We start from the raw sequence: 25,608 nt of genomic DNA on the forward strand, positions 1-25,608 counted from the left end.
TCCAACCGGCCCGCAGGCAAGCGTTCGCTGCTGCCCATGCTGCTGGTGTTCCTGTGCTCTTTGGCGCCCATCGTCGGCGCCGTCGTGGTGTACATGAACCCGCAGTGGTGGCCCGCCGAATCCAGCAACTACGGCGCGCTCATCGAGCCGCAGCGGCCCATGCCCGCGGCCGGCGAACTGCGCCTGACCACGCTGGACGGCCGGCCCTTCGACCTGCAGAGCCTGAAAGGCAAATGGCTGCTGGTGGCCGCCGACGGCGGCGCCTGCCCCGACAGCTGCGCGCGCAAGCTCTTCATCACGCGCAACAGCCACGCCAGCCAGGGCAAGAACGTGGAGCGCCTGGCGCGCATCTGGTTCATCACCGACGACGCGCCGGTGCCGGAAAAAGTGCTGGAGGCCTACAAGGGCACGGTGATGGTGCGCGCCGACCCCGACCAGCTGGCGCGCTTCCTGCTGGCGCGCGAGCGCGCCGCCGGCCAGCCCGGCCTGCAGGACCCGATCTGGGTGATCGATCCGCTGGGCAACCTGATGATGCAGTTCCCGGCCGAGGCCGACGGGGTGAAGGTCCGCAAGGACATCAGCAAACTGGTCTATAACTCAAGAGTAGGGTAGGTCCCCCCCCGAAGCGCCTTTGGCGCTTCCCCCCCAGGGGGGCGCCGCTACGGACCGGCGGAGCCGGATCCGTGCGGCCTGGCTTGTGGGGCGTTGGTTTGATGCGTTGCGCCTGTGTGCGTGGGGCGTAATTTGTTTTTTTGCCGTTTTTTATTGTTTTTTATGGATATCGAACGCCTTCGGACGCGTTATCGCAAGCTGGTTTTTTTCACCTGGTTCCTGACGCTGGACCTCATCATGTTCGGCGCTTTCGTGCGCCTGACCGATTCGGGACTGGGCTGTCCCGACTGGCCGGGCTGCTACGGCAGCGTGACGCCGCTGGGCGCCATGGGCGATATCCATGAAGCGTCGCAGGCCATGCCTTTCGGTCCCGTCACGCTGTCCAAGGCCTGGATCGAGATGATCCACCGCTATGTCGGTTCCATCCTGGGCATGCTCATCATCGGCATCGTCTACATGGCCTGGCGCTACCGCCGCGAACTGGGCCGTTCGCCGGCCCTGGCCGTGACCACGCTGGTGGCCGTCTGCGTGCAGGGCGCGTTCGGCGCCTGGACCGTGACCCACAAGCTCATGCCCGCCGTCGTCACCGCGCATCTGGTGTTCGGCCTGTCGGTGCTGGCGCTGATGACCTGGCTGTCGGCGCGCGAGCGTCCGCACCTGGCCCTGTCGGCGGCCGCCGCGCGCTGGAGGCCGTGGGTGGCCGGGGGCTTCGCCCTGCTGCTGGTGCAGGTGACGCTGGGCGGCTGGGTCAGCACCAACTACGCCGCGCTGGCCTGCATGGACTTTCCCATGTGCCACGGCCAGTGGGTGCCCGAAATGGACTTCCGCGGCGGCTATTCGGTGATCCGCGCGCTGGGCGAGCTGCCCTCGGGCGAGATGATTTCGCAGCCGGCGCTCACCGCGATCCACTGGGTCCACCGCAATTTCGCCTTCGTGGTGTTCCTGTACCTCGGCACGCTGGCCTGGCGGCTGCGCGCCGAGCCCGGCCTGCGCGGCCCCGCCACGCTGATGCTGGCGCTGCTGGCGGCGCAGCTGCTGACCGGCCTGACCACGATCTTCTTCCAGTGGCCGCTGCTGATCGCGGTGCTGCACAACGGCGGCGCCGCCGGCCTGACGCTGGCCGCGGTCGTATTGATGGTGCGTTTGTCCACGGCAGGACGTGCGCCGGCGGGGAATTACGGCCCCGATTTGGTGCGCGTTTAAAATAGGGCTCATCATGACCAGTATTGCCGCTCCCCAATCCGGATTGCTCCGCCAGTATTTCGTCCTCACCAAGCCGCGCGTGACGCAGCTGGCGGTGTTTTGCGCCGTGATCGGCATGTTCCTGGCCGCGCCCGGCATTCCCGACATGCGCCGGGTGCTGTTCGGCACCATCGGCATCTGGCTGCTGGCCGCCGCCGCCTTCGCCATCAACTGCCTGATCGAACAGGAAGTCGACGCGCGCATGCTGCGCACGGCGCGCCGCGCCACCGCGCGCGGCACGATCTCGGCGTTCCAGGTGCTGAGCCTGTCGGGCCTGCTGGGCGGGGCCGGCATGTTCGTGCTGTACCACCTGGTCAACCCGCTGACCATGTGGCTGACCTTCGCCACCTTCGTCGGCTACGCCGTCATCTACACGGTCATCCTCAAGCCGCGCACGCCGCAGAACATCGTCATCGGCGGGCTGTCCGGCGCCATGCCGCCGGCCCTGGGCTGGGCCGCGGTGGCCGATTCCGTGCCGGCCGAGGCCTGGGTCCTGGTCCTCATCATCTTCATCTGGACGCCGCCGCATTTCTGGGCGCTGGCGCTGTACCGCAACCACGATTACGCCAAGGCCGGCCTGCCCATGCTGCCGGTGACGCACGGCAACCAGTTCACGCGCCTGCACATCCTGCTCTACAGCGTGGCCCTGATGGCCACCACGCTGCTGCCCTACGCCATCCGCATGAGCGGCGAACTCTACCTGGCCAGCGCGCTGGCGCTGGGCGGCATGTTCGTGTCGTATGCATGGCGGCTGTACCGCGCCTACAGCGACGAGCTGGCGCGCAGCATGTTCCGTTTTTCGATTCTTTACCTGGCGCTGTTGTTCGGCGCCCTGCTGGCGGACCACTGGGTCGGCCTGCTGCGCTGATGTCCTGGAGGTTGTCGATGTCCGTGTTTTCCGCCAGCCGCAGGCTGGCCCTGCGACTGGGCGCAGCCGCCGCCTTCGCCGCCGCCCTGGCCGCCTGCGGCGAGAGCGCGCCCACTTTCAAGGGCAGCGACATCAGCGGCACCCAGCTGGGCCGTGGCATGGAGCTGTCCGATTTCAACGGCAAGACGCGCCAGTTGTCCGACTTCGCCGGCAAGGTCGTGGTGGTGTTTTTCGGCTTCACCCAGTGCCCGGACGTGTGCCCCACGTCGCTGGCCGAACTGGGCGAAGTCATGAAAAAGCTGGGGCCTGACGCCGACCGCGTCCAGGTGCTGCTGATTTCGGTCGATCCCGAGCGCGACACGCCCGAGGTCCTGAAGCAATACGTGACCGCCTTCGATCCGCGCTTCCTGGGCCTGACCGGCACGCCGGACCAGGTCAAGAAGGCCGCGGCGTCGTTCAAGGCCTATTACGCCAAGGCGCCCACCAAGGACGGCGGCTACACCATGGACCACACCGCCGCCTTCTACCTGTTCGACGGCAAGGGCGAATCGCGGGTGCTGGCCAACAACAATATCGGCGTGGACGCGCTGGCCCACGACATCCAGGCGCTGCTGAAGCAGTAACTAAAGCGTCGCCGCCCAGCCGTCCAGCGCGGCGCGCGCCGCCTCGCCGAGTTCGGCGGTGGCGATCTCGCGGCGGTGGGCCATGATCATCAGCGCGTAGGGCGCCGCCAGCGCGGCCGCCTCGGGGCAGAGCCGGCATTCGTCGCCGACCGAGGGCGATACGTTGCGCCAGTAATTGATCGCCTGTTCGAGTTGGGGCAGGGTGATGACGGAGTCCATGGACCTATTGTCCACGATTGGCCTGCGCTGTCCACCGGCGCGCCGGGCTGCAAAGAAGCGTCACCATCGCAACATGCCGAAACCGCGGGCGGGTGCTATACCACTGCCGGTTAGTAACGATGGAGCATCGTCATGAGTACCCCTACCCGAATCGACTCTCCGCGCCGCGGCCTGCATCCGCTGGTGGCGGCCGCCGCAATCGCCGTCATCGTCATGTGCTCGGTCGGCGTGGCCGCCGTGATGGGCTGGCTGCCCACGCCTTCGGCCAATCCGCATGCCGACGAACCGGTGGCCGAGGCCGGCCCGGAAGGCGCCAACCTGGCCCCGCTGCCGGCCGAATCGGCGCAGGCCGCGGCCCAGACGCCGTCCCAGCCCGCGCCTGCGCCCAAGGCCCGTCCTGCCCCCGCCCCGGCGCCCGCTCCCGCGCCCGCCAAGCAGGCCTGCGCCAACTGCGGCGTGGTCGAAACCATCCGCCAGGTGCAGGTGCCGGCCAAGGACGATAGCAACCATCTGGTCGGCACCATCGCCGGCGGCGTGGCCGGCGGGGTGGTCGGCAACCAGTTCGGCGGCGGCAACGGCAAGACCGCGCTGACCGTGCTGGGCGCGGTCGGCGGCGCTTTGGCAGGCCGTGAAGTTGAGCGTAATATCAGACAGCAACAAACGGTGACGCACTATGAGCTCACCGTGCGCATGAACGACGGCAGCAAGCGCCAGTTCCGCAGCGCCCAGCCGTTCGCGTTCGCTTCGGGCGACCACGTGCGCGTGGAAAACAATCAGCTGCTGCCGGGATGAGCCCGGCGCGAGCCTAATCATCCGTCTTTGGGGAGACCAGGAATGAGCGACCAACAATCCAACCCGTTCGTCCTGCCCGGCATGGGCCAGCATTCCGACTTGTCGGGCAACCCGCTGCTGGCCAGCATGGAAATGATGCGCCAGGCCTGGGCCGGGCTGACCGGGCCCGGCGGCCTGGCCAGCAGCCTGCCCATGGCTCCCCCGATGAACCTCGAAGACCTGGACCGCCGCATCGCCGAACTGCGCTCGGTGGAAAACTGGCTGCGCATGAACCTGAGCATGCTCTCCAGCACGATCCAGGGCATGGAAGTGCAGCGCTCCACCATCAGCACGCTGCGCGCCTTCGTCGACAGCGCGGCCAACATGGACATGGCGGCCGTGCGCGCCAGCGGCGCGGCCTCGCCGCTGGAAGTGGTGCTGGGGCTGAAGCCCGCGCCCAAGCCGGCAGCGGCCAAGGCGCCGGAGAGCGCCGGCGCCAAGGACGGGCAGGCGCAGGCGGCGGCCGACGAGGCGCCCGCCAGCGCGCCGGGCATGAGCGAGCAGATGGGCGCGGCGGCCCAGTCGGCCTCCAAGGCCTGGTGGGACCTGCTGCAGCAGCAGTTCAACCAGATCGCGGCCGCCACCGCCGCTTCCATGCCGGCCGCGCCCGCCGCCGCGCCCGCGCCGGCCAAACCGCAGGAACCCGCGCCCGAGGCGGGCGCCGCCAAGCCGGCGGCGCGCAAGCCCGCGGCCCGCGGCGCCAAGGCCGCCAAGAAAACCGGGCCTGGCGCGAGCTAGCCCTCTCTTTCAATCGATGCCCCGGCCGGCCGCCAGGCCGCCGGGCCGTCTCAACACCGTGGAACTTATGCTTAACGTAGTGATTCTCGCCGCCGGACTGGGCAAACGCATGCAGTCCGATCTTCCCAAAGTGCTGCACACGCTGGCGGGCAAGCCCATGCTGGCCCACGTGCTGGACAGCGCGCGCGCGCTCGAGCCGGCGCGCATCATCGTCGTGGTCGGCCACGGCGCGGATCGCGTCAAGCAGGCTTTCGAAGGCCAGCCCGACCTGCACTTCGCGCTGCAGCAGCCGCAGCAGGGCACCGGCCACGCGGTGCAGCAGGCCGTGCCGCTGCTGCTGGAAGGCGGCGGCCAGGACGACGTGACGCTGGTGCTGTACGGCGACGTGCCGCTGGTGCAGCCCGACACGCTGCGCCGCCTGCTGCAGGCCCGCGGCACCGGCGCCGCCGTGCTGACCGAAGTGCTGGCGGACTCCACCGGCTACGGCCGCATCGTGCGCGACGCCGCCGGCAACGTGTGCCGCATCGTCGAGCACAAGGACGCCTCCGAAGGCGAGCTTGCCATCAAGGAAGTCAACACCGGCATCCTCAGCGCGCCCACCGCCAGGCTCAAGGACTGGCTGTCCCGCATCGACAACAACAACGCCCAGGGCGAGTACTACCTGACCGACACGGTCGGCCTGGCCGTGGCCGACGGCGTGCCGGTGGGCGCGGCGCAGCCGGGCGCGGCCTGGGAGACGCTGGGCGTGAACAGCCGCGTCCAGCAGGCCGAACTGGAGCGCCGCTGGCAGGCTGAGCAGGCCCGCCGCCAGCTCGAAGCCGGCGTCACGCTGGCCGATCCGGCGCGCTTCGACGTGCGCGGCACGCTCACCTGCGGGCGCGACGTGTTCATCGACGTGGGCTGCGTGTTCGAAGGCAGCGTGACGCTGGCCGACGGCGTGCGCGTGGGCCCGCACTGCGTGCTGCGCGACGTCAGCGTCGGCGCGGGCACCCAGATCGAGGCCTTCAGCCACCTGCAGCAGGCCCTGGTGGGCAGCGACGCGCGCGTCGGCCCGTATGCGCGCCTGCGCCCCGGCGCCGAGCTCGGCGACCGCAGCCACGTGGGCAACTTCGTCGAGATCAAGAAAAGCGTGCTGGGCGAGGACAGCAAGGCCAATCACCTGGCCTACATCGGCGACGCCGACATCGGCGCGCGCGTGAACGTGGGGGCGGGCACCATCACCTGCAACTACGACGGCGTGAACAAGCACCGCACCGTCATCGAGGACGACGCCTTCATCGGCTCGGACACCCAGCTGGTGGCGCCGGTGCGTGTCGGCCGCGGCGCCACGCTGGGCGCGGGCACCACGCTGACGCGCGACGCGCCGGCCGACAAGCTGACCGTCTCGCGTCCCAAGCAGCTCACCATCGACGGTTGGCAGCGCCCGGTCAAGAAATCGTGATGGAACAGCAAGACCGGGCGCCGGGCGGCGGCGCCAAGCCCGCCCCGCCCGACGGCCTGCCGACGCCGCGGCGCTATTGGGCCGCGGCAACGGTGATGACGGGCATCAGCCTGTCGGTGCTGGACACCACCATCGCCAACGTCGCGCTGCCCACCATCGCAGTCGATCTCAATGCCTCGCCGGCCCAGGCGGTCTGGATCGTCAACGCCTACAACCTGGCCGTGGTGACCATGCTGCTGCCGCTGTCGGCGCTGGCCGAGCGCATCGGTTTCCGCCGCATGTTCTCCTTCGGCCTGGCGCTGTTCACGCTGGCCTCGCTGGGCTGCGCCCTGGCCGGCACGCTGTGGCAGCTGACGGCGGCGCGGGTGTTCCAGGGCATAGGCGCGGCCACGCTGATGTGCATGTTCGGCGGGCTGGTGCGCAACATCTATCCGCTCAAGCTGCTGGGCCGCGGCATCAGCATCAACGCCACCACGGTGGCCATCATGTCGGTGCTGGGGCCGACCATCGGCTCGGCCATTCTCTCGGTGGCGCCCTGGCCGTGGATCTTCGCGGTCAACCTGCCCATCTGCGTGCTGGCCATGCTGGGGCTGCGCCACCTGCCGGAAGTGCCGCGCAACGACGTCAAGCTGGACTGGATCAGCGCCTTGCTGTGCATGCTGACCCTGGGCGTCTTCATTTCCGGCGTGGACATGATGGGCGAGGATCTGCTGCGCGGCATCGGCCTGGTGGCCATCGCCACGGTGGTCGGCCTGCTGCTGGTGCGCCGCGCCAGCCGCCAGCCCGCGCCGCTGGTGCCGGTGGACCTGCTGCGCATCCGCCCGCTGGCCTTCGCCGTGGCGGCCTCGGCCTGTACCTTCGCGGCGCAGATGGCGTCGTATGTGTCGCTGCCGTTCTATTTCCAGCAGGTGCTGGGCCGGCCCTACCTGGAGGTCGGCATGCTGATGGGCGCCTGGCCGGTGGGCACCGCCATCATCGCTCCCGTGGCGGGACGGCTGTCCGACCGCTACTCGGCCGCCACGCTCAGCGGCGTGGGCGCGGCCACCATGGTCATCGGCATGCTGTGGCTGGCCGTGCTGCCGGCCAGCGTCTCGAACTGGCCGGTCATCCTCGGGATGTTCGTGGCCGGCGTCGGCTTCGGGTTCTTCCAGACGCCCAACAACCGCGCCCTGCTGTCGTCGGCGCCCCGCTCGCGCAGCGGCGCGGCCGGCGGCCTGCAGGCCACCACCCGGGTGTTCGGCCAGAGCTTCGGCACCGCGCTGGTGGCGATCGCGTTCAGCATCAGCCTGGCCCACGGTCCGGCCCTGGCCCTGGTGCTGGGCATGATCTGCGCCGGCCTGGCGGTGGTGGTCAATACGGTGCGCTTCGCCAAGCTGTAGGGCGTCGGCCCCGCGCCGCTTCTATAATGGCGGCCTGCGCCCGGCTGCCGATGCCGGGCGCGGGACTCGTCCATTTTTAAGGTGTGCAGGCATGAAGATCACGGTCGTGGGTACCGGTTACGTGGGTTTGGTGTCGGGGGCGTGCCTGGCCGATATGGGCAACGACGTCATGTGCCTGGACCTCGACGCCGACAAGATCGCCCTGCTGCGCCGCGGCGGCATCCCCATCTACGAGCCCGGCCTGGAAGACCTGGTGCGCCGCAACGTGCAGGCCGGCCGGCTGCATTTCACCGACGACGTGGCGCAAAGCGTGGCCTTCGGCGACGTGCAGTTCATCGCCGTGGGCACTCCGCCGGGCGAGGACGGCTCGGCCGACCTGAAGTACGTGCTGGCCGCCGCCCGCAACATCGCGCGCCACATGACGGCGCGCAAGCTGATCGTGGACAAGTCCACCGTGCCGGTGGGCACGGCCGACAAGGTGCGCGAAGTGGTCGCGCAGGAACTGGCCGCGCGCGGCGTGGACATTCCGTTCAGCGTCGCGTCCAACCCGGAATTCCTCAAGGAAGGCGCGGCCATCAACGACTTCATGAGCCCCGACCGCGTCGTGGTCGGCGCCGACGACGAATACACGATCGGCGTGATGCGCCGCATCTACGAGCCGTTCCAGCGCACCCACGACCGCCTGATGGTGATGGACGTGCGCTCGGCCGAACTGACCAAGTACGCCGCCAACGCCATGCTGGCCACCCGCATTTCGTTCATGAATGAAATGGCCAACCTGGCCGAGGCGCTGGGCGCCGACATCGAGCAGGTGCGCCGCGGCATCGGCGCCGACCCGCGCATCGGCTACCACTTCCTGTATCCGGGCGCCGGCTACGGCGGCTCGTGCTTTCCCAAGGACGTGCAGGCGCTGGTCAACACCGCCGCCGAGAACGCACTGCCGATGCGCGTCATCGAGGCGGCCGAGGCCGCCAACCACGCGCAGAAATTCCGCCTCTCCGAGAAGCTGGTGAGCCACCTGGGCGAAGACCTGCGCGGGCGCAGGATCGCGCTGTGGGGCCTGTCGTTCAAGCCCAATACCGACGACATGCGCGAAGCGCCCAGCCTGACCGCGATCGCCGAACTCACGCGGCGCGGCGCCGAAGTGCGCGCCTACGACCCGGTGGCCATGCACGAGGCCGCCCGCGTGCTGGCCGGCCAGCCCGGCGTCACCTTCGCCACCGACATGTACGACGCGCTGGACGGCGCCGACGCACTGCTCATCGCCACCGAATGGAAAGTGTTCCGCGCGCCCGACTTCGATCGCGTGAAATCCCTGCTCAAGACGCCGCTCATCATCGACGGCCGCAACCTGTACACGCCGGCCGACGTGCGCGCGATGGGCTTCCAGTACTCCGGCATCGGGCGCGCATGAAAATCCTGCAGCTGAACTTCGAGAAAGGCTGGCGCGGAGGCGAACGGCAGACCCTGTACTGCATGCGCGCGTTCCGCAAGGCCGGCCACGAAGTCGAAGTCATGTGCCGCGAGGGCGCGCCGCTGGCCGAGCGCGCCCGCCAGGAAGGCTTCATCGCCCACACCTGCCGCAATGTGCCGGGGCAGCTGGCCTTTCTGGCCGGGGCCGGGCGCTACGACATCGTCCACGCCCAGACGGCCAACACCATCACCTGGGCGGTGCTGACCAAATGGCTGCACCGCCGCCCGGTGGCGTTCTCGCGCCGCACCTCGTTCGCGGTCAAGCCCGGCGACGAATGGAAGACCGGCTTCAAATGGCGCCACGCCGATCTGTTCGTGGCGATCAGCGAAATGGCCGCGGGCGAGCCGCGCCGCCTGGGTATCGAACCCGTCATCATCCGCAGCGCCGTCGAGCCGCACCGGATCGACGCCGAAAACGTCGCCGGCCTGGTGCGCGAATTCGATCTGGACGGCAAGAAGGTCATGGCCACCTCGGCCGCGCTGATCCGCGACAAGGACCCGGTGACGCTGGTGCGCGCCGTGGGCGAATTGGCCAGGACGCGCCGCGATTTCGTGTTCCTGCACTTCGGCGCCGGCGGCGACCGCGAACAGCAGGCCAAAGACGAGGCGCGCAGGCTGGGCATCGAGGACGTCTACCGCTTCGCGGGTTTTCGCAAGGGCGTGGAAGACTTCTACAGCATCCTCGACGTGTTCGTCATGAGCTCCGAGGAAGAAGCCCTGGGCAGCAGCGTGCTCGACGCCTTCCTGCAGCGGGTGCCGGTGGTGTCCACCGACGCCGGCGGCCTGAAGGAAAGCCTGGCCGACGGCCGCGGCGTGCTGGTCGCCGTGGGCGATTTCAAGGCCATGGCCCAGGGCATGGCGCGTTGCCTGGACGACGCGGCCTTCCGCCAGGAAGTCACCGAGCGCGCCTACGAATACGTGCGCAGCGAGCACGACGTGCAGGAAATGGGCAACCGCTACCTGGCGCAGTTCGAGCGCCTGCTGGCGCGCCGCTGAAGCCCGCGTTCAGGCGCGCAGGTCGATGCGCGTCTCGAACTTGGCGCGATGCACCGAGAAGAACGTGCGCACGTTGCGCACATTGGCCTGGGCGGTGAACGCCCGGTGCGCCAGCGCGTGATAGGCCGGCATGTCCCGGACCTGCGCGATCACCACGAAATCCGGCCCCGGCGACACCCGGTAGCACTGCAGCACCGCGCGCTCGGCCTGCAGGCTTTGTTCGAACTCGTCCAGGCGCTCGGCCGCCTGCACGTCCAGCGTGATTTCCACGATGGCCGTCAGCGTGCTGCCCAGCTTCTCGGGCGCCAGGATCGCCACCTGCCGGTCGATCACGCCTTCGTCCACCAGCCGGCGCACCCGCCGCAGACAGGTCGGCGGCGAGGCATGCACGCGCAGCGCCAGGTCCTGGTTGGTCAGCGAGCAGTCTTCTTGTAACTGTTCAAGAATGCGCCGGTCCAGATCGTCCAGCTCAGGCAGCGTAATCGGCGGGTTTTGCATGAATAATTTCAAAATCGTCGTCTATACGAAAGATAATTTAATCACAAATATGTAAGGGAATTAACTTACATATATGGCCAGATAAAGAAATCAAATTTCTTGCCGTCGCGAGCACAATGCGTCCGTACCTGAACTTTCCGGAGCTCCTCCTATGTGCGGCATTGTTGGCGCCGTCGCCCAGCGCGACATCACCCCGATCCTGGTCGAAGGCCTGAAGCGCCTGGAGTACCGCGGCTATGACTCCTGCGGCGTCGCCGTCTACGCCGACGGCCACCTGCGCCGCACGCGCAGCACCCAGCGCGTCTCCGAGCTGGCCGCCCAGGTCGAGCAGGACAAGCTGCAGGGCTATACCGGCATCGCCCACACCCGCTGGGCCACCCACGGCGTGCCCGCCACCCACAACGCCCACCCGCATTTCTCGCACCTGGGTAACGACGAGCCGCGCATCGCGCTGGTCCACAACGGCATCATCGAAAACCACGACGAACTGCGCGCCGAGCTGCAGGCCGTGGGCTACGTGTTCGAGAGCCAGACCGACACCGAGGTCATCGCCCACCTGGTCAACCACCTGTACGCCGGCGACCTGTTCGAAGCCGTGCAGAACGCCGTGCGCCGCCTGCATGGCGCCTACGCCATCGCCGTGTTCTGCCGCGACGAACCGCACCGCGTGGTCGGCGCGCGCCAGGGCTCGCCGCTGGTGGTGGGCGTGGGCCAGAACGAAAACTTCCTGGCCTCCGACGCGCTGGCCCTGGCCGGCACGACCGACCAGATCATCTACCTGGAAGACGGCGACGTCGTCGACCTGCAGCTGGCGCGCGTCTGGATCGTCGACGCCGCCGGCAAGAACGTGCAGCGCGAAGTCCACACCGTGCACGTGCACACCGGCGCGGCCGAGCTCGGCCCCTACCGCCACTACATGCAGAAGGAAATCTTCGAGCAGCCGCGCGCCGTCGGCGACACGCTGCAGGACATCGAGGCGATTACGCCCGAACTCTTCGGCGACGACGCCTACAAGATCTTCAAGGACATCGACTCCCTGCTGATCCTGGCCTGCGGCACCAGCTACTACGCCGGCCTGACCGCCAAGTACTGGATCGAATCGATCGCCAAGATCCCGGTGGCCGTGGAAATCGCCAGCGAATACCGCTATCGCGACAGCGTGCCCAACCCGCGCTCGCTGGTCGTCACCATCTCGCAGTCCGGCGAAACCGCCGACACGCTGGCCGCGCTCAAGCACGCCCGCTCGCTCGGCATGGAAAACACGCTGACCATCTGCAACGTGTCCACCAGCGCCATGGTGCGCGAGTGCAAGCTGTCGTACATCACCCGCGCCGGCGTCGAAATCGGCGTGGCCTCGACCAAGGCCTTCACCACCCAGCTCACCGCGCTGTTCCTGCTGACGCTGGCGCTGGCCCAGGTGCGCGGGCGCCTGAGCGACGAGCAGGAGGCCGAACACCTGAAGGCCCTGCGCCACCTGCCGGTGGCCATCGGCTCGGTGCTGGCGCTCGAACCCCAGATCATGGCCTGGGCCGACCGCTTCGCCTCCAAGGAAAACGCCCTGTTCCTGGGCCGCGGCATGCACTATCCCATCGCCCTGGAAGGCGCGCTCAAGCTCAAGGAAATCAGCTACATCCACGCCGAAGCCTATCCGGCCGGCGAACTCAAGCACGGCCCGCTGGCCCTGGTGACCGAGCACATGCCCGTGGTCACCATCGCGCCCAAGGACGAACTGCTGGAAAAGCTGAAGTCCAACATGCAGGAAGTGCGCGCCCGCGGCGGCGAACTGTACGTCTTCGCCGACGCCGACAGCAAGATCCAGAGCGCCGAAGGCATGCACGTGATCCGCATGCCCGAACACTACGGCAAGCTCTCGCCCATCCTGCACACGGTGCCGCTGCAGCTGCTGTCGTATCACACGGCTTGCGCCCGGGGGACTGATGTGGATAAGCCGCGTAATTTGGCTAAGAGTGTGACGGTGGAGTGAGGCGGGGAAGGGGTGCAGAAGGGCCGCTTGGCGGCCCTTCTTTTGTTGCCCCACGCTCATCACGCGGTATGCCATCAAATGACTTGGGCTGGGTCCAGGACTGGATGTGTATGAATGAAAGAAGGGCTTGTCTCGGCCGATAGCAAATTCATCGTGAGATGAACAGGCTCTTTCTCTACAGGAGGGGGACCGCTGAGGATGCCTCCCCCCAACAGACATGCGGCGTCCGTGTACAACGCAACCCGCTAGCTTCTGCAATGGAAGCTGCAACCGACTCCATACCATCCTCGGTGTGATGCATCGCTTGGAAAAGGGCATTGGGATAATAGGCGCACCTTTTCAGGTAATCTGCGATCGCGCGTCGTCAGGCGCGCTTGCACGTAGGAGCGGCCGTGGTTATCGATGTCAATTATTCATCCTGGGATACATCGCGCAAATTCGGCGCAACCTGGCTGCTGCATACCGAGTTGGGGCGGGTGCGCGCGATCGCCGAAGGTCAGACGCTGTACAGGCAAGGCGATGTACATGATAGTTTCTTCCTGGTGCGGTCAGGTTTCTTGCATACGATCGTGCACGGCACCAATGGCGGAGTCCTGCTATTGGAAATCTTCGGGCCGGACGCGATTTTCGGCGAAGCCTCAGCCTTCGTCGGTGAGCCGCGCTATGTCACAGCCAGGGCGGTGACGCCCGCCGTTGTATCTGAGTATCGGGTCTCCGAGCTATTGCCAGTGCTGGCCACCGAACCCGCTCTGGCCGTCTCGTTGATCCAATTGCTGGGCATCAAGCATCGTATTCTCATCGGCAAATTGCTGCGGGCTACATCGGCCAGTCCACGTGAGCGGCTGGAAGGCCTGCTCGGTCGCATTGCAGCAGGCTCGGAAGAGACCCGATCGCTGCGCTTAACGCACGAGCAGTTGGCCAGTATGACCGGCCTGAGCAGGGTGACGGTGACCCGTACGCTGAAAGCCATAGCCGCCGATGGGCTGATTTCCACACGTGGCAAAGGTGTGGAAATTCGCGACGTCGAGCGCCTGCGCGAGCGGCTGGAGCTCTTCTGACGGCGCGGTGAAAATCCCGGCGATTTTGTAGCCTGCGATACAGGCTGTCGTCCGCTTCGCTTCTAGAGTGATGGCTTTCACGAGGAAAGCTGGCGGCATGCTGCTGAACAATGTACTTGCTTTGGTGACGGGCGCCGCGCAGGGCAACGGTCGAGCGATTGCGCAGGGCCTGGCCGCGCAGGGCGCGATGATCGCCGTGTGCGACATCAATCGGGCCGGCGCGCAGCGCACGGCCGCAGCATTGCGTGCCGAAGGTGCTCGCGCCATAGCCTATGAACTGGATGTGCGCGACGCAGCGCGCTGCGTCGCGATCGCACGACAGATCGAAAAGGAAATGGGGGCGATTTCCGTGCTGGTGAACAATGCTGGGGTGCGTCCGAGGCATGCGTTCGATAGCGGCGAGCGCGATGCGCTTTGGCGCCAGGCCATGGATGTGAATGTAGACGGCATCCGCAGCATGACGTTTGCCTGCCTGGAGAGCCTGGCGGCCACGCGTGGCGCAGTGATCAACATCACCTCGATCGCGGCAAGCCGTGCCTCGGCGCAGTCCATTGCCTATTCAACGTCCAAAGCGGCTGCTCAGATGCTGACCAAGGTGCTGGCGCTTGAGCTGGCGCCGCGCGGCATTCGTGTCAATGCGGTGGCGCCCGGCGTGATCGAAACGGCCATGACGCAGTCCAGCAGAGACGATCCCGAGCGATGCCGCGCCCTGATGGCGCGTATTCCGATGCGCCGGTTCGGCAACCCGCAGGACCTGGTGGGTCCAGTGACGTTCCTCGCTTCGCCAATGTCGGCCTATGTCACCGGCGCCGTGCTGGCGGTCGATGGAGGATTTCTGGCTGTTTGAATACTGGCGCCCACGCCGATAACGAAGCCGGTCCAGGAGGACGGGCAAATACTGGAGGAGATCCACCATGAAATCGCTGTTCCGTACCCTCTCTGCTGCGACGCTCGCACTGGTCGTGGTGACGCCGCAGGCGCTGGCGCAGGACGTCTATCCAACGCGGCCGATCCGCGTCGTGGTTCCGTATCCGGCGGGCAGCGCATTGGAGTCGGTGGCGCGTACCGTGTCGCAAACCTACAGCGATAACCTGGGTCAGCCGGCGGTCATCATTAACAAGCCGGGCGGCTCGGGAATCATCGGCACCCAGGAAGTAGCCCGCGCGCAGCCTGACGGGTACACCCTGCTGCTGGGCACGAACCAGACGCACGGCGCGAACTCTGCGCTCTATTCCAACCTGCCGTACGACGCGCTGGGCGATTTCACGCCCATCGCCGGGTTGGCGCGCATGCAGCACGTGCTGGTGGTGCGCAAAAACCTGGGCGTGGACAGCGTGCGCGGCCTGATCGAGCTGGCCAACAAGCCCGGCGCGAACCTGAACGTGGGCTCCAGCGGCAATGGCTCGGCCTCGCACCTGGTTGCAGAGATGTTCATGCGCAGCGCGGACGTGAAGATGGCCCATATCCCGTACAAGGGCTCAGGGGAAGTCGCCCAGGGCTTGCTGGGCGGGTTCGTGGATGTGTCGTTCGCCACTTTGCCCAGCGTCCTGCCCTTTATCAATGATGGCTCGATTGTGGCACTGGCCGTGGCCTCGAAGGACCGCGCGCCGCAGCTCGATCGTCTGCCCACGCTGGCGCAGGAAGGTGTGCCCGATGTCGAGGCCGATGCCTGGACGGCGCTGTTCGCACCGGCCGGCACACCGCCGGCGGTGCTGGCCAAGATTTCGGCGGTCACGATCAACGCTTTTAAGGATCCCGGCGTGGTTGAGAAGATCGGCGCCACCGGCTTCGTGCCGGAGGTCTCAGATGGCGGATCGTTCAAGGACTTCCTGGCGCAGGACATGCAGCGCTGGGCGTCCGTGATCGAGGCGGCCAACGTCAGGCTGGATTGAGCTTCGCGACGGCCTGCCAACCGGACGCACACTCGTTTTCCTGCGAAAAGGAATTCTAGAGCCGCTTCATAGGGCACGGAACCGTCGCCATAACTGACTTTCATGTCAGTTTTATTGGGGGAATTCCCTACTATATGCCGTTCTCGCCGCTCCCATATACTGACTATCATGTCAGTAATTTGCGGAGTGCGAGATGGTTTCTGAACATCAGCCCGGCGTGGCCGTGGTGATCGGCCCGGACGAGGGAGATAGCTATTGGCAGCCCGTACCGGCCAACGGTTTCGTGCGCACCTTGCTCAATCGCGCCAATACCGGCGCCTCGATCGACTTCAGCGCTGGCACGCAGACGGTGGCGCCTGGCTGCCACGTGCGCGAGCACTTCCACGACGACCGCGAAGAGGTGATCTACGTCACGGAAGGTCAAGGCCTCGCGTTCGTGGACGGTAAGGAATACCCGATGGCGCCCGGAACATGCCTGTTTCTGGGCAAGCAACGCAAGCACCGCTTTCACAACGATGGCCAACAGCCGCTGACTTTTTTCTGGATGCTGATGCCCGGGGGGCTGGACGATTTCTTCCGCCAGATCGGCCGGCCGCGCACACCGGGCGAATCCGCTCCCGCGCCTTTCCCGAGGCCGGACGATATCGAACGCATCGAAGCCAATACGGTTTTCGGCTGGACCGCCAAGTCCTGAGACTGCCGCCTCCCTCTTTTCCCTCGACGGATGTCCCCAGTGTTTATCGAAGAACGCGATTACCGCATCAAGCCCGGCAAGGCCGGCCTGTTCGTGTCCACCTATGAGCAATACGGCCTCGGGCTGCAAAAAAAATACCTGGGCAAATTCCTGGGCTATTTCATGACGGAAGTCGGCGAGCTGAACCACGTGGTGGCCTGGTGGGCCTACGACAGCCTGGACGAGCGAGATGCCGCGCGCACGTGCATGCTGGCCGATCCGGAATGGCAGTCGTACCTGGACCGGGTCACCGACCTGATCGACATCCAGCAAACCCGGATCCTGAAGCCGGTCTCGTTTTCTCCGATCCGCTGAGCAGCAAACCATGAAGCATGCAGTCGTTGTGGGGGGAGGCATCATCGGCGCCTCCTGGGCCGTCGTGTTCGCGCGCGCCGGCTGGCGCGTGACCGTCGTGGAGCGAGACACCGCCAGCCTGGTGGACCTGTCCGCGCGCCTGGTCAGGATGCTGGAAGACAGCGCGGGCCTGCTGTGCGGCGGCGATACACCGGCCATCGCCGCCGCGCGCATCGGCGCCACGGACGATCTGGCCGCCGCGGTTCCCCAGGCCGACTACCTGCAGGAAGCCGTATCCGAAGACCTGGAGCTCAAGCGCCGCCTGTTCGCCGACCTGGACGCGCTGGCGCCGCCGCATGCCGTGCTGGCCAGCTCCACCTCGACCTACGGCGCCAGCCAGTTCACCGCCGACCTGGCCGGGCGAAGACGCTGCCTGGTCGCGCACCCCATGACACCACCGCACCTGTCGCCCGTGGTCGAAATGTGCCCCGCTCCCTGGACCGATCCGGACGTCCTGGCCCGGGCCGACGCTTTCATGCGGGAACTGGGGCAGCACCCGGTGCGCATCAATAAAGAGATTCCGGGCTTCGTGCTGAATCGCCTGCAGGGCGCCCTGCTGATGGAGATGTTCCGCATGATCGCGGGCGGCGTGATCGCGCCGGCCGACGCCGATGCGCTGATCAGCCAGGGACTCGGCCTGCGCTGGGCGACGCTGGGCCCGCTGGAAGGTGTGGACCTGAACGCCCCTGGCGGCATTGCCGATTATCTGCGGCGCTACGGCCACATCTTCAACGACATGGCCGCCGGGCAGGGCCTGCCGGCGCCCGTGGACGAAGCGCTGATCACGGCGCTGGACCAGGCCCTGCGGCAGGCGCTGCCGCTCGACGGGCTGGCTGCCAAGCGGCAATGGCGCGACCGGGCGATCGCCGGCGTGCGCGTGGCGCTAAGAGATTACATAGGGGAAAAACCATGAAATTGATAGGCGCCGTGGACGGACTCAACCGCCTGGTGTGCTGGCTGCTCGCGGCCATGATGCTGGGCATGACGCTATGCACGTTATGGCAGGTGGCCGTGCGCTTCCTGTTGACCGGGCTGGGATGGAATGTGGCAGCGCCATGGACCGAAGAGGTGGCTCGCTACCTGATGATCTGGATCATCTTCCTCGGCGCGGGTGTGGCTTGCCGCCATGCGCAGCTGATCGCGCTCGAACTCGTAGTCACGCGGCTGCCGGCGGCGCTGGGCCGCCTGCTGCGCTATGCCGCGCTGCTAGGCTGCCTGGCGTTCTTCGTCCTCATGATCGCGCTGGGCCTGCAGTTCGTGGAGTTCGGCGAGATAGAGACGAGCCCGGTGCTGTCGCTGTCCAAGGTCTGGGTTTACCTGGCGATGCCGTTCGGATTCGGCCTCATGTTCCTCAACACCCTGACGCTGATCGGCGAATGCCTGCTGCAGCGTGGCGATATCCGCCACGCCGGTCAGGCCCATGCTGCGGAGTAATCATGCTATCTGCCGTCGTATTGCTGTTGCTGTTGTTCGCCGCCAGTATTCCGGTGGCGCTGAGTCTGGGCATCGCCCCGCTGCCGGCGCTGCTCGCGCGCGACGTCCCGCTGCTGGCGGTTCCCCAGACCATGTTCGAAGCGATGGACTCGTTCGCGCTGATGGCGGTGCCCTTCTTCGTGCTGGCTGGCCGCCTGATGCAGACGGGTGGCATCGCCAGCCGCCTGATGGACCTGGGGCTGGCGTTGATCGGCTGGGTCAAGGGCGGGCTGGGAGGCTCCGCGGTGCTGACCACGATGTTCTTCTCGACCATTTGCGGCTCCTCGTCGGCCACCACCGCCGCCATCGGTTCAGTGATGATCCCGGAGATGGAGCGCAGGGGCTATCCGCGTCCGTTCGCGGCGTCGGTGATCGCCTCCAGCGGCGAGCTGGGCGTGATCCTGCCGCCGTCGGTGCCGATGATCATCTACGCCATGCTCACTGGCGTTTCGGTGGCGGACATGTTCGTGGCCGGCGTTCCGGCGGGCCTGCTGATCGGCCTGTCGCTCATCGCCACCATCATGGTGATGTCGCGCCTGCACGACTACGGCGCCTCGCAAAAGCTCGGCTTCGGCGAATGGGCCGGCAATGTCTGGCGCGCGCTGCGCCATGCCAGCCTCTCGCTCTTGATGCCCGTCATCATCCTCGGCGGCATCTACGGCGGTTTCTTCACCGCGACCGAGGCCGCAGTCGTGGCCGTCGCCTACACCTTCATCGTCAGCGTCTTCATCTACCGCGAGATCAAGTGGAAGGACCTGCCCGCCATCTTCTGGTCATCGGCGGTCACGTCGGGCATCGTCCTGCTGATCGTGGGTTTCGCCTCGGTGTTCGCCTATGTGCTGTCGCTCTACCAGGCCCCGCAACAGGTGGCGCAGGCGCTACTGAGCGTGTCGGACAGCCCGCTGGTGTTCCTGCTGCTGGTGAACGTGGCCCTGTTGGTGGTTGGCCTCTTCATGGAGACCTTCGCCGCGATCCTGATCCTCGCGCCGGTCCTGGCGCCGGTCGCCGTCAGTCTGGGAATCGACCCCGTGCATTTCGGCCTGATCGTCATCGTCAACCTCGCGGTGGGCATGGTGACGCCGCCGGTCGGCGTGAATCTGTTCCTGGTTTGCGGCATCGCCAAGGTATCGATGGAGCGCCTGATGCGGCCGCTCTCGGTGTTCCTGGCCGTGCTGTTGCTGGACCTGATGATCATCACCTATGGGCCGACGCTCTACGCCCGCTTTTTTTAAACCCGTAAGTTCCAGAGGAAGTGCTCAATGACTATCGTCAAATCCCTGCTCGCCGCGCTGGCCCTGGCCGGTGTTTCCCTGGGCGCCGCCGCCCAGCCCATCCAGATCAACATCGGGCATGCCCTGGGCGACACCAGTTCGTACCAGGCCGCCGGCCTCCACTTCGCCGAGCTCATGAAGCAGAAAGTCGGCGACAAGGTCAATGTCACCCTCTATCCCTCGGGCGGCCTGGGCGGCGAGCTCAAGCTCGTCCAGGGCACGCGTACCGGGGTGGTGGATGCGATGATCGTCGCGCAGGCCTCGCTGGAGAACACGGTCAAGGAATACCGTGTGCTGTCGCTGCCGTACCTGTTCAATGACTACCAGGAGGCCAACCGCATCATCCAGGGACCGGTAGGTGACCGCCTGCTGGGCGTGCTACCCAAGTACAACATGGTGGGCCTGGGCTGGGGCGCGGTGTATGCGCGCAGCCTGGCCTCCATGAAGCCGATCCCGGACCTGAACGCAATGAAGGGTCTGAAAGTGCGCGTGATCCAGTCTCCCGGCTTCGTCGAGGCTTACAAGGCGTTGGGCTCGCAGCCCACGCCGACCGCCTACGCCGAACTGTTCCTGAGTCTGCAGAACGGCGTGGTGGACGCCGCCGAACTGAGCCCCGATCAGACCGTGGCCGACGGCTTTGCCGAAGTGATCAAGTACTACTCGGCAACCGCCGTGCACCAACTGCCCAGCCTGTTCATCATTTCCAAATCCAAGTTTGACCGCCTGCCCGAGGACGTGCGCGCGGCGGTGGTGGAAGCGGGACGTGAATCCATGAAGGTGGCCGTGCAGTTCCAGGACAAGAAGCTGGCCGAAGCCTTCGATGTGCTGAAGCAGCGCGGGGTGAACGTGCAGTATCCGGACCTGGCGCCGTTCCGCGCTGCCGCGCGCGGCTCCTGGCCGGAGATCGCGAAGGCGGCGCCTGGGGGCGAGCAGTTCCTGGCCGAAATCGAGGCCGCCCGGGCGGCGAAGTAAGGCGGCCCCGGCCATGACCGACTTCATCGTGCCCCTGCCGGACGGGGCCAGGCTGGCGGCGAGCGAGACGGGCGAAGGCGAGCCAGTGCTTTTGGTCAGCGGACTGGGCGGCACCGGCGGGTTCTGGGCGCCCGTCGTGGCCACCCTGCCGCGGCGCCGTTGCGTGGTGTTCGATCAGCGTGGCGTTGCGGCTTCGACCCGCGGCGAGGCTTGCGTCGACATCGCGCAGCTTGCCCGTGACGCCTGGGCTGTGCTGGACGCGCGCGGCATTTTCCGCGCACACCTGGTAGGCCACTCCACCGGGGGCTGTATCGCGCAGGAAATGGCCTTGCAGGCGCCCGACCGCGTGGCAGGCCTGGTGCTGGGCGGAACCTGGGGCGGGACCGACGCCTATATGCAGGCGCTGTTCGCCATGCGCCTGACCCTGCTGGATGCTTCCCCGGCCTTGTACGAACAGACCGGCGCCTTTCTTTCCTACCCGGCTCGATGGCTGATGGAACACCCCGCGGCCATCCAGCCGTCGGCGGGAGACTGGCCAGCGGCGCGCGTCGCCGTCGTGCGCGAACGCATTGCCGCACTGCTGGCCTACGACCGCCGGGCCGACCTGTCGCGCCTCGCCGCGCCCGCGCTGGTGCTGGGCGCGCGCGACGACCAGATCGTCCCGTTCGCGCTGCAGCAGGCGCTGGCCGCGGCGCTGCCCCGCGCGACGCTGCACGGCTTCGACGGCGGCGGCCACTTTTTCCCCGTCGTGCGCACCGCAGACTACACCGCAGTGCTCACGGATTGGCTTGGACAGTATTCCCTATGACGCACCGCATCGCATTCATCGGCCTCGGCGCCATCGCCTCGGACGTGGCCGCCGGCCTGTTCGCAGATCTCGGTTCGGCCTTCACCCTCGCCGCGCTTACCCACACGCCGGCCGCCTCCGGCCCGGATCCATGGGCCGGAAGGATCGCGCCGCTTGCCACGCTGGACGACCTGCTGTCCTGGCGACCCGACCTGGTCGTCGAGATGGCCGGCCAGCCCGCGGTCCAGCAGTACGGCGAGGCCTGCCTGGAGGCCGGCCTGGACATGGTGATCTGTTCCGTCGGCGCACTGGCCGACGACGGGCTGCTGGCGCGCCTGATCGCTGCCGCGGAGCGCGGCCGTGCCCGCATCCGCGTGCCGTCCGGCGCCGTGGCGGGCCTGGACTACCTGCAGGCGCTGGCGGGCCGGGCCGATGCCCAGGTGGTCTACGAATCCCGCAAGCCGGTGGCCGCGTGGCGAGCCGAATTACTGGCCCTGGGCATCGACCCGGAAACGCTGGACGCCAGCCGCGTACTGTTCAACGGCCCAGCGCGGGAAGCCGCGCTGCGCTTTCCGAAGAACCTGAACGTGGCCGCCACCCTGGCGCTGGCCGGCGTTGGCATGGAACGCACACGCGTGGAGGTCGTCGTCGATCCCCTGGCTTGCGGCAACCAGCACACCGTGCGGGTCACGAGCCCGTTAGGCGACATGCAGATCCAACTGGTCAACGCGCCGGCGCCAACCAATCCCAAGACCTCCTGGCTGGTAGCGCAGAGCGTCCTGTCCACCATACGGCGCCACCTGGCGTCTTTCACCATAGGCTGACGGAGCATCCATGTCTCAACGCTTGAAGGACAAGATCGCGATCGTGACGGGCGCGGGTTCCGGCATCGGCGAGGCCACTGCGCGCCTGATGGCGCGCGAAGGCGCCACCGTGATCCTGGCCGACCGCTTTGCGCCGGCCGCCGAAGCCGTGGCCCGCGACATCTGCACGCGGGGAGGCGCCGCCGAAGCGCGCGAAGTGGACGTGGGCGACGCCGCCGCCATGCGCCACATGATAGAGGCGGTCGCGCAGCGCCACGGACGCCTGGACGTGCTGGTCAACAATGCCGGCTATGGCATCGCCGCCAACGTCGTCGACACCGACGAGCACGAGTGGGCGAAGCTCATGCGCGTCAACGTCGATGGCGTCTTCCATGGCTGCAAGTACGCCATTCCCATCATGCGGCGGCAGGGCGGCGGCGCCATCGTGAACACCGCCTCCGCGGGCGCGCTTGTGGGCCTGCGCGAGCGCGCCGCCTATTGCGCCTCCAAGGGCGCCGTGGCCGCGCTGACCCGCGCGATGGCCCTGGATCACGCCGCCGAGGGCATACGCATCAACTGCGTGGCGCCCGGCACCATCGAGTCGCCGTACTTCCGCGACATCTACGCGCGCAGCCCCGATCCCGAGGCCTTGCGCGCCACGCTGGCGGCGCGCCAGCCCCTGAACCGGCTCGGCACCCCGGAAGAGGTCGCCCGGGCGATCGTCTTCCTGGCCAGCGACGACGCGTCTTTCGCCACCGGCAGCACCCTGGTGCTGGACGGCGGCCTGACCGCCGCCTAGCGCCGGCGACACGGATCGGATGCCCTAAAATGCGGCAGGTCCGCGCCTGGCGGAGCGCCCGCATGCAGGAGGAATTCATACGGTGAAAGAAACCCAGACTCAGGTGCCGATGAAGGAGCGCATCAAGGAAGTCGCCACCGATATGCTGATCGAGCATGGAAGCTCCGGCTTCCGTTTTCAGCAGATCGCGCAGGCGCTCGATTGCACCCGGGGCAACGTTCACTACCACTACCGGCACAAGCACGAGCTGGTGGAGGACGTCACCATCGAATACTGTCAGCGCACGATCGGTCATTTCGACCAGATCTGGCTGTCGGCCTCCTCGCTGTCCGAGAAAATCCGGCTCAGCATGCAATTCAACGAAATGCGCTACCTGAAGCGCAACCCGCAGGGCAACACCAGCAATCCGTGGAGCCTGATCGCGCGTATGCGTCTGGAAAGCGCCCTGATCACCCCGGCCGCGCGCGAAGCGCTGGCGCGCTATTCGCACGACCTGCAGCGCAGTGTGGTGGCGGGCGTGAGGCAGGCCGTGGAAGCCGGCGAACTCAAGCCCGACACACCGGTGGAACTGGTGGCGCTGCCCATCATCGAAATGGCCAATAGCGCCGACCCCATCACCCGGGACGCCGGGCGTTTCGATCGCCTGCGCCTGATGTACGAAGCTATCGACCGCCTGGTCCACGACGCCTACGGCGCGCTGTAGGCACCGGACAGACAGCGGCGCCGCTGTCACTGGTTGAGCATGGGCGCCGGAACAGGCTGCCGACAAACTCGCAGCTTAGCGACAAAGGACCGGCCCTACGGCGCCTTCATCTCCTGCTTTTTCTTCTTCTCCTCTTTTTCTCCGTCGTAATGGGACTTGATGGCGAGATACATGCCGGTGCCCAACACGAGGAGCTTGAACGTACCGAAGACTACAGGGATCCAAAAATTCATCATTTCCTCGAAACGAACGCAGGTCGGACGCGCGGAGTGAACGCTATACTCCCTACAAACCAGCTGAATTTTAGCGTCAAAATCCATACAAACTGTTGAATTTCTCGGTTTGTATGCTTTTTCCTGCCTGTGCAGGGTGCAAAAACCCCATACATCAAGATAAGGCATGTCTCTCCCACGTCGCCTGAAGAAAGCAAACACGTCTTGGGTGCGGCCCCTGACCGCGGGCTCGGGCCCCCGGTACCAGCAGATCGCCGCGCAAATCGTCACGGCGGTGGAGGACGGCGTGCTTCGGGCGGGTGACCGCCTGCCCCCGCAGCGCGAGCTGGCCCAGGCATTGGGCGTCGATCTCACGACCGTCACCCGTGCGTACACGGAGGTCCGCCAGCAAGGCTTGCTGGAAGCCCAGGGGTCGGGCGGGACCTATGTGGCCTATTCGGGCGCCGAAACGGCGGGGACGATCGACCTGGGCATGAATATCCCGCCGTTGCTCGGCAGCGCGGAGTTTCTGCACATGCTTGCGCAAGGCGGCGGCGCGACGCAGGCGGCGGCAAGCTCGATGGACCTGATGAGCTATCACGTGGGGGCGGGGGCCAGCCGGCATCGGGCAGCAGCGGCGAAATGGCTGCGGCCGATGATAGGCGACACGGAGATCGAGCGGATCGTGGTCTGCCCGGGCGCCCAGACCGCCATCGCGGCGCTGCTGCTGGCCAGGAGCCAGTCCGGAGACGCCATTGCATGCGATGAGCTGACTTATCCGGGTTTCCTGGCCGCGGTACGCGTACTTCAGCGCCAGGCCGTCGGGGTGAAGTCGGATGAACTCGGCATGGACCCCGCCGACCTCCAGCGCGTGTGCGAGCAGCATCGTCCCGCGATGCTGTACCTGAATCCGACGATCCAGAACCCGACCGCGCTGACGCTCTCCCACGAGCGGCGGACGGCGCTGTTGCGTGTTGCCGAGGAATACGCGTTGCCGGTGATCGAGGACGATCCCTACTGGCTGTTGAGCGACCGTGCGCCGAGCACGATGTTCTCATTGGCCGCCAACACGTCCGCGGCGCCGGTCTACTACGTCTCGACGCTATCCAAATGCATGGCGCCAGGGCTGCGAACGGCTTACCTGGTCGTGCCTGCCGCTGAGCCGTTGAGTCCGGTTCTCGATGCCCTGCGTTCGCTGGCCCTGATGCCCGCTCCCTGGATGACTGAAATGGCTTCGGCCTGGATAGCGTCGGGGGCTGCCGCTCAATGGCTTGCACAGGTCAAGAACGAGCTGCGGCATCGGCAGGCCATTGCCGCATCGATCCTGCCAGGAAATATCCAGGCCGACCCGAACGGGCTGCATCTCTGGCTCCAGTTGCCGCGTCATATCGACCTCTACCGGCTTACGCAAACGGCGCTGCAACAAGGGGTGAGCGTCACCGACTCGGAGTCGTTTTCCACGGAGGCCCACAGCCCCGCAGCGCTTCGTGTGTCGTTGGGCGGAGCCATCGACCGGAATCGCCTGACGCAGGGCCTGACCCGGTTGGCGGAGCTGCTCAAGGGCGATCTTGCCAGGCGGGTGTCCAACGTCGTGTGATCTTTCTGTACGTATTTTTGTACGTAGCTGCACGTATGGATATACGGGGT

28 protein-coding genes are annotated in these 25,608 nt (G+C 66.8%); 25 read left to right on the forward strand and 3 right to left on the reverse strand.

The window, feature by feature from the left end; translation table 11 throughout:
* Nucleotides 1-36 precede the first annotated feature (36 nt).
* The 4 genes from AC1M14_RS00970 to AC1M14_RS00985 all read left to right on the forward strand — a co-directional run bounded on the left by AC1M14_RS00970 (nt 37) and on the right by AC1M14_RS00985 (nt 3,345).
* Nucleotides 37-612: an SCO family protein gene (locus AC1M14_RS00970; protein ID WP_102773516.1), complete on the forward strand. Its 576-nt coding sequence runs from the start codon at nt 37-39 to the stop codon at nt 610-612.
* A 162-nt stretch (nt 613-774) separates the two neighbouring features.
* Nucleotides 775-1,815, forward strand: coding sequence for a COX15/CtaA family protein (locus AC1M14_RS00975; RefSeq protein WP_479730783.1), 1,041 nt, complete (start codon nt 775-777; stop codon nt 1,813-1,815).
* A gap of 13 nt (nt 1,816-1,828) precedes the next feature.
* Nucleotides 1,829-2,722: a heme o synthase gene (cyoE, locus tag AC1M14_RS00980; protein WP_102773071.1), complete on the forward strand. Its 894-nt coding sequence runs from the start codon at nt 1,829-1,831 to the stop codon at nt 2,720-2,722.
* Between the two features lie 17 nt (nt 2,723-2,739).
* Nucleotides 2,740-3,345, forward strand: coding sequence for an SCO family protein (locus AC1M14_RS00985; RefSeq protein ID WP_111826184.1), 606 nt, complete (start codon nt 2,740-2,742; stop codon nt 3,343-3,345).
* On the opposite strand, the gene AC1M14_RS00990 is transcribed toward AC1M14_RS00985, so the two are convergent.
* Complete coding sequence (locus tag AC1M14_RS00990) at nt 3,346-3,564, reverse strand: DUF3717 domain-containing protein (RefSeq protein WP_111826183.1); 219 nt, start codon at nt 3,562-3,564, stop codon at nt 3,346-3,348.
* 132 nt (nt 3,565-3,696) lie between these two features.
* Between AC1M14_RS00990 and AC1M14_RS00995 the strand changes: the two genes are divergently transcribed.
* From AC1M14_RS00995 to AC1M14_RS01020, 6 genes are all read left to right on the forward strand, one after another.
* Nucleotides 3,697-4,356, forward strand: a complete 660-nt coding sequence (locus AC1M14_RS00995) for an outer membrane lipoprotein (RefSeq protein ID WP_102773074.1) — start codon at nt 3,697-3,699, stop codon at nt 4,354-4,356.
* Nucleotides 4,357-4,398: 42 nt separating this feature from the next.
* Nucleotides 4,399-5,133 carry a PhaM family polyhydroxyalkanoate granule multifunctional regulatory protein gene (locus tag AC1M14_RS01000; RefSeq protein WP_102773075.1) on the forward strand — a complete coding sequence of 245 codons (735 nt, stop codon included), beginning with the start codon at nt 4,399-4,401 and terminating at the stop codon, nt 5,131-5,133.
* A gap of 67 nt (nt 5,134-5,200) precedes the next feature.
* Nucleotides 5,201-6,574 (forward strand): bifunctional UDP-N-acetylglucosamine diphosphorylase/glucosamine-1-phosphate N-acetyltransferase GlmU, encoded by a 1,374-nt coding sequence (gene glmU / locus AC1M14_RS01005; RefSeq protein WP_479730784.1) that lies wholly within the window; start codon nt 5,201-5,203, stop codon nt 6,572-6,574.
* On the forward strand, nt 6,574-7,953 hold the full coding sequence (locus tag AC1M14_RS01010; protein WP_102773077.1) for an MFS transporter: 1,380 nt from the start codon (nt 6,574-6,576) through the stop codon (nt 7,951-7,953). Before glmU ends, AC1M14_RS01010 begins: the two co-directional genes overlap by 1 nt.
* Nucleotides 7,954-8,044: 91 nt before the next feature.
* Nucleotides 8,045-9,367 carry a UDP-glucose dehydrogenase family protein gene (locus AC1M14_RS01015; RefSeq protein ID WP_102773078.1) on the forward strand — a complete coding sequence of 441 codons (1,323 nt, stop codon included), beginning with the start codon at nt 8,045-8,047 and terminating at the stop codon, nt 9,365-9,367.
* Entirely contained in the window at nt 9,364-10,422 is a 1,059-nt protein-coding gene (locus AC1M14_RS01020) for a glycosyltransferase family 4 protein (RefSeq protein ID WP_102773079.1), read from the forward strand. The genes AC1M14_RS01015 and AC1M14_RS01020 overlap by 4 nt, the downstream gene beginning before the upstream one ends.
* Nucleotides 10,423-10,431: 9 nt before the next feature.
* Here AC1M14_RS01020 and AC1M14_RS01025 read toward each other — a convergent pair whose 3' ends face one another.
* A complete protein-coding gene (locus AC1M14_RS01025; RefSeq protein WP_102773080.1) occupies nt 10,432-10,920 on the reverse strand; it encodes an Lrp/AsnC family transcriptional regulator in 489 nt (162 codons plus the stop codon).
* Between the two features lie 151 nt (nt 10,921-11,071).
* On the opposite strand from AC1M14_RS01025, the gene glmS reads away from it, so the two are divergent.
* The 14 genes from glmS to AC1M14_RS01095 all read left to right on the forward strand — a co-directional run bounded on the left by glmS (nt 11,072) and on the right by AC1M14_RS01095 (nt 23,749).
* Entirely contained in the window at nt 11,072-12,904 is a 1,833-nt protein-coding gene (gene glmS / locus AC1M14_RS01030; RefSeq protein WP_102773081.1) for a glutamine--fructose-6-phosphate transaminase (isomerizing), read from the forward strand.
* Nucleotides 12,905-13,296: 392 nt separating this feature from the next.
* The gene (locus tag AC1M14_RS01035) at nt 13,297-13,962 is read left to right on the forward strand and encodes a Crp/Fnr family transcriptional regulator (RefSeq protein ID WP_479730785.1); all 666 of its coding nucleotides are present in this window, start codon (nt 13,297-13,299) and stop codon (nt 13,960-13,962) included.
* Nucleotides 13,963-14,059: 97 nt separating this feature from the next.
* A complete protein-coding gene (locus AC1M14_RS01040; protein WP_111826179.1) occupies nt 14,060-14,809 on the forward strand; it encodes an SDR family NAD(P)-dependent oxidoreductase in 750 nt (249 codons plus the stop codon).
* Nucleotides 14,810-14,876: 67 nt separating this feature from the next.
* Entirely contained in the window at nt 14,877-15,854 is a 978-nt protein-coding gene (locus tag AC1M14_RS01045) for a Bug family tripartite tricarboxylate transporter substrate binding protein (RefSeq protein ID WP_479730786.1), read from the forward strand.
* A gap of 193 nt (nt 15,855-16,047) precedes the next feature.
* Nucleotides 16,048-16,548, forward strand: coding sequence for a cupin domain-containing protein (locus tag AC1M14_RS01050; protein ID WP_111826177.1), 501 nt, complete (start codon nt 16,048-16,050; stop codon nt 16,546-16,548).
* 30 nt (nt 16,549-16,578) lie between these two features.
* Nucleotides 16,579-16,902: an NIPSNAP family protein gene (locus AC1M14_RS01055; protein WP_479730787.1), complete on the forward strand. Its 324-nt coding sequence runs from the start codon at nt 16,579-16,581 to the stop codon at nt 16,900-16,902.
* 10 nt (nt 16,903-16,912) lie between these two features.
* On the forward strand, nt 16,913-17,854 hold the full coding sequence (locus tag AC1M14_RS01060) for a 3-hydroxyacyl-CoA dehydrogenase (protein ID WP_479730788.1): 942 nt from the start codon (nt 16,913-16,915) through the stop codon (nt 17,852-17,854).
* On the forward strand, nt 17,851-18,375 hold the full coding sequence (locus AC1M14_RS01065; protein WP_479730789.1) for a TRAP transporter small permease: 525 nt from the start codon (nt 17,851-17,853) through the stop codon (nt 18,373-18,375). Before AC1M14_RS01060 ends, AC1M14_RS01065 begins: the two co-directional genes overlap by 4 nt.
* A 2-nt stretch (nt 18,376-18,377) precedes the next feature.
* Entirely contained in the window at nt 18,378-19,646 is a 1,269-nt protein-coding gene (locus tag AC1M14_RS01070) for a TRAP transporter large permease (RefSeq protein ID WP_111826173.1), read from the forward strand.
* A 27-nt stretch (nt 19,647-19,673) separates the two neighbouring features.
* Nucleotides 19,674-20,657 (forward strand): TRAP transporter substrate-binding protein, encoded by a 984-nt coding sequence (locus AC1M14_RS01075; protein WP_111826172.1) that lies wholly within the window; start codon nt 19,674-19,676, stop codon nt 20,655-20,657.
* Nucleotides 20,658-20,670: 13 nt separating this feature from the next.
* The gene (locus AC1M14_RS01080; RefSeq protein WP_479730790.1) at nt 20,671-21,465 is read left to right on the forward strand and encodes an alpha/beta fold hydrolase; all 795 of its coding nucleotides are present in this window, start codon (nt 20,671-20,673) and stop codon (nt 21,463-21,465) included.
* The gene (locus AC1M14_RS01085) at nt 21,462-22,268 is read left to right on the forward strand and encodes an aspartate dehydrogenase (RefSeq protein ID WP_111826170.1); all 807 of its coding nucleotides are present in this window, start codon (nt 21,462-21,464) and stop codon (nt 22,266-22,268) included. The genes AC1M14_RS01080 and AC1M14_RS01085 overlap by 4 nt, the downstream gene beginning before the upstream one ends.
* Nucleotides 22,269-22,278: 10 nt before the next feature.
* Nucleotides 22,279-23,046 carry an SDR family oxidoreductase gene (locus AC1M14_RS01090; protein WP_479730791.1) on the forward strand — a complete coding sequence of 256 codons (768 nt, stop codon included), beginning with the start codon at nt 22,279-22,281 and terminating at the stop codon, nt 23,044-23,046.
* Between the two features lie 82 nt (nt 23,047-23,128).
* Nucleotides 23,129-23,749 carry a TetR/AcrR family transcriptional regulator gene (locus AC1M14_RS01095; RefSeq protein WP_111826168.1) on the forward strand — a complete coding sequence of 207 codons (621 nt, stop codon included), beginning with the start codon at nt 23,129-23,131 and terminating at the stop codon, nt 23,747-23,749.
* A gap of 95 nt (nt 23,750-23,844) precedes the next feature.
* Here AC1M14_RS01095 and AC1M14_RS01100 read toward each other — a convergent pair whose 3' ends face one another.
* Nucleotides 23,845-24,150, reverse strand: a complete 306-nt coding sequence (locus AC1M14_RS01100) for a hypothetical protein (RefSeq protein WP_479730792.1) — start codon at nt 24,148-24,150, stop codon at nt 23,845-23,847.
* On the opposite strand from AC1M14_RS01100, the gene AC1M14_RS01105 reads away from it, so the two are divergent.
* On the forward strand, nt 24,149-25,558 hold the full coding sequence (locus AC1M14_RS01105; protein ID WP_479730793.1) for an aminotransferase-like domain-containing protein: 1,410 nt from the start codon (nt 24,149-24,151) through the stop codon (nt 25,556-25,558). The two genes, AC1M14_RS01100 and AC1M14_RS01105, sit on opposite strands and share 2 nt — an antisense overlap.
* The last annotated feature ends 50 nt before the right edge of the window (nt 25,559-25,608 follow it).

It is taken from the genome of Achromobacter sp. SX5 (genome assembly GCF_056711425.1).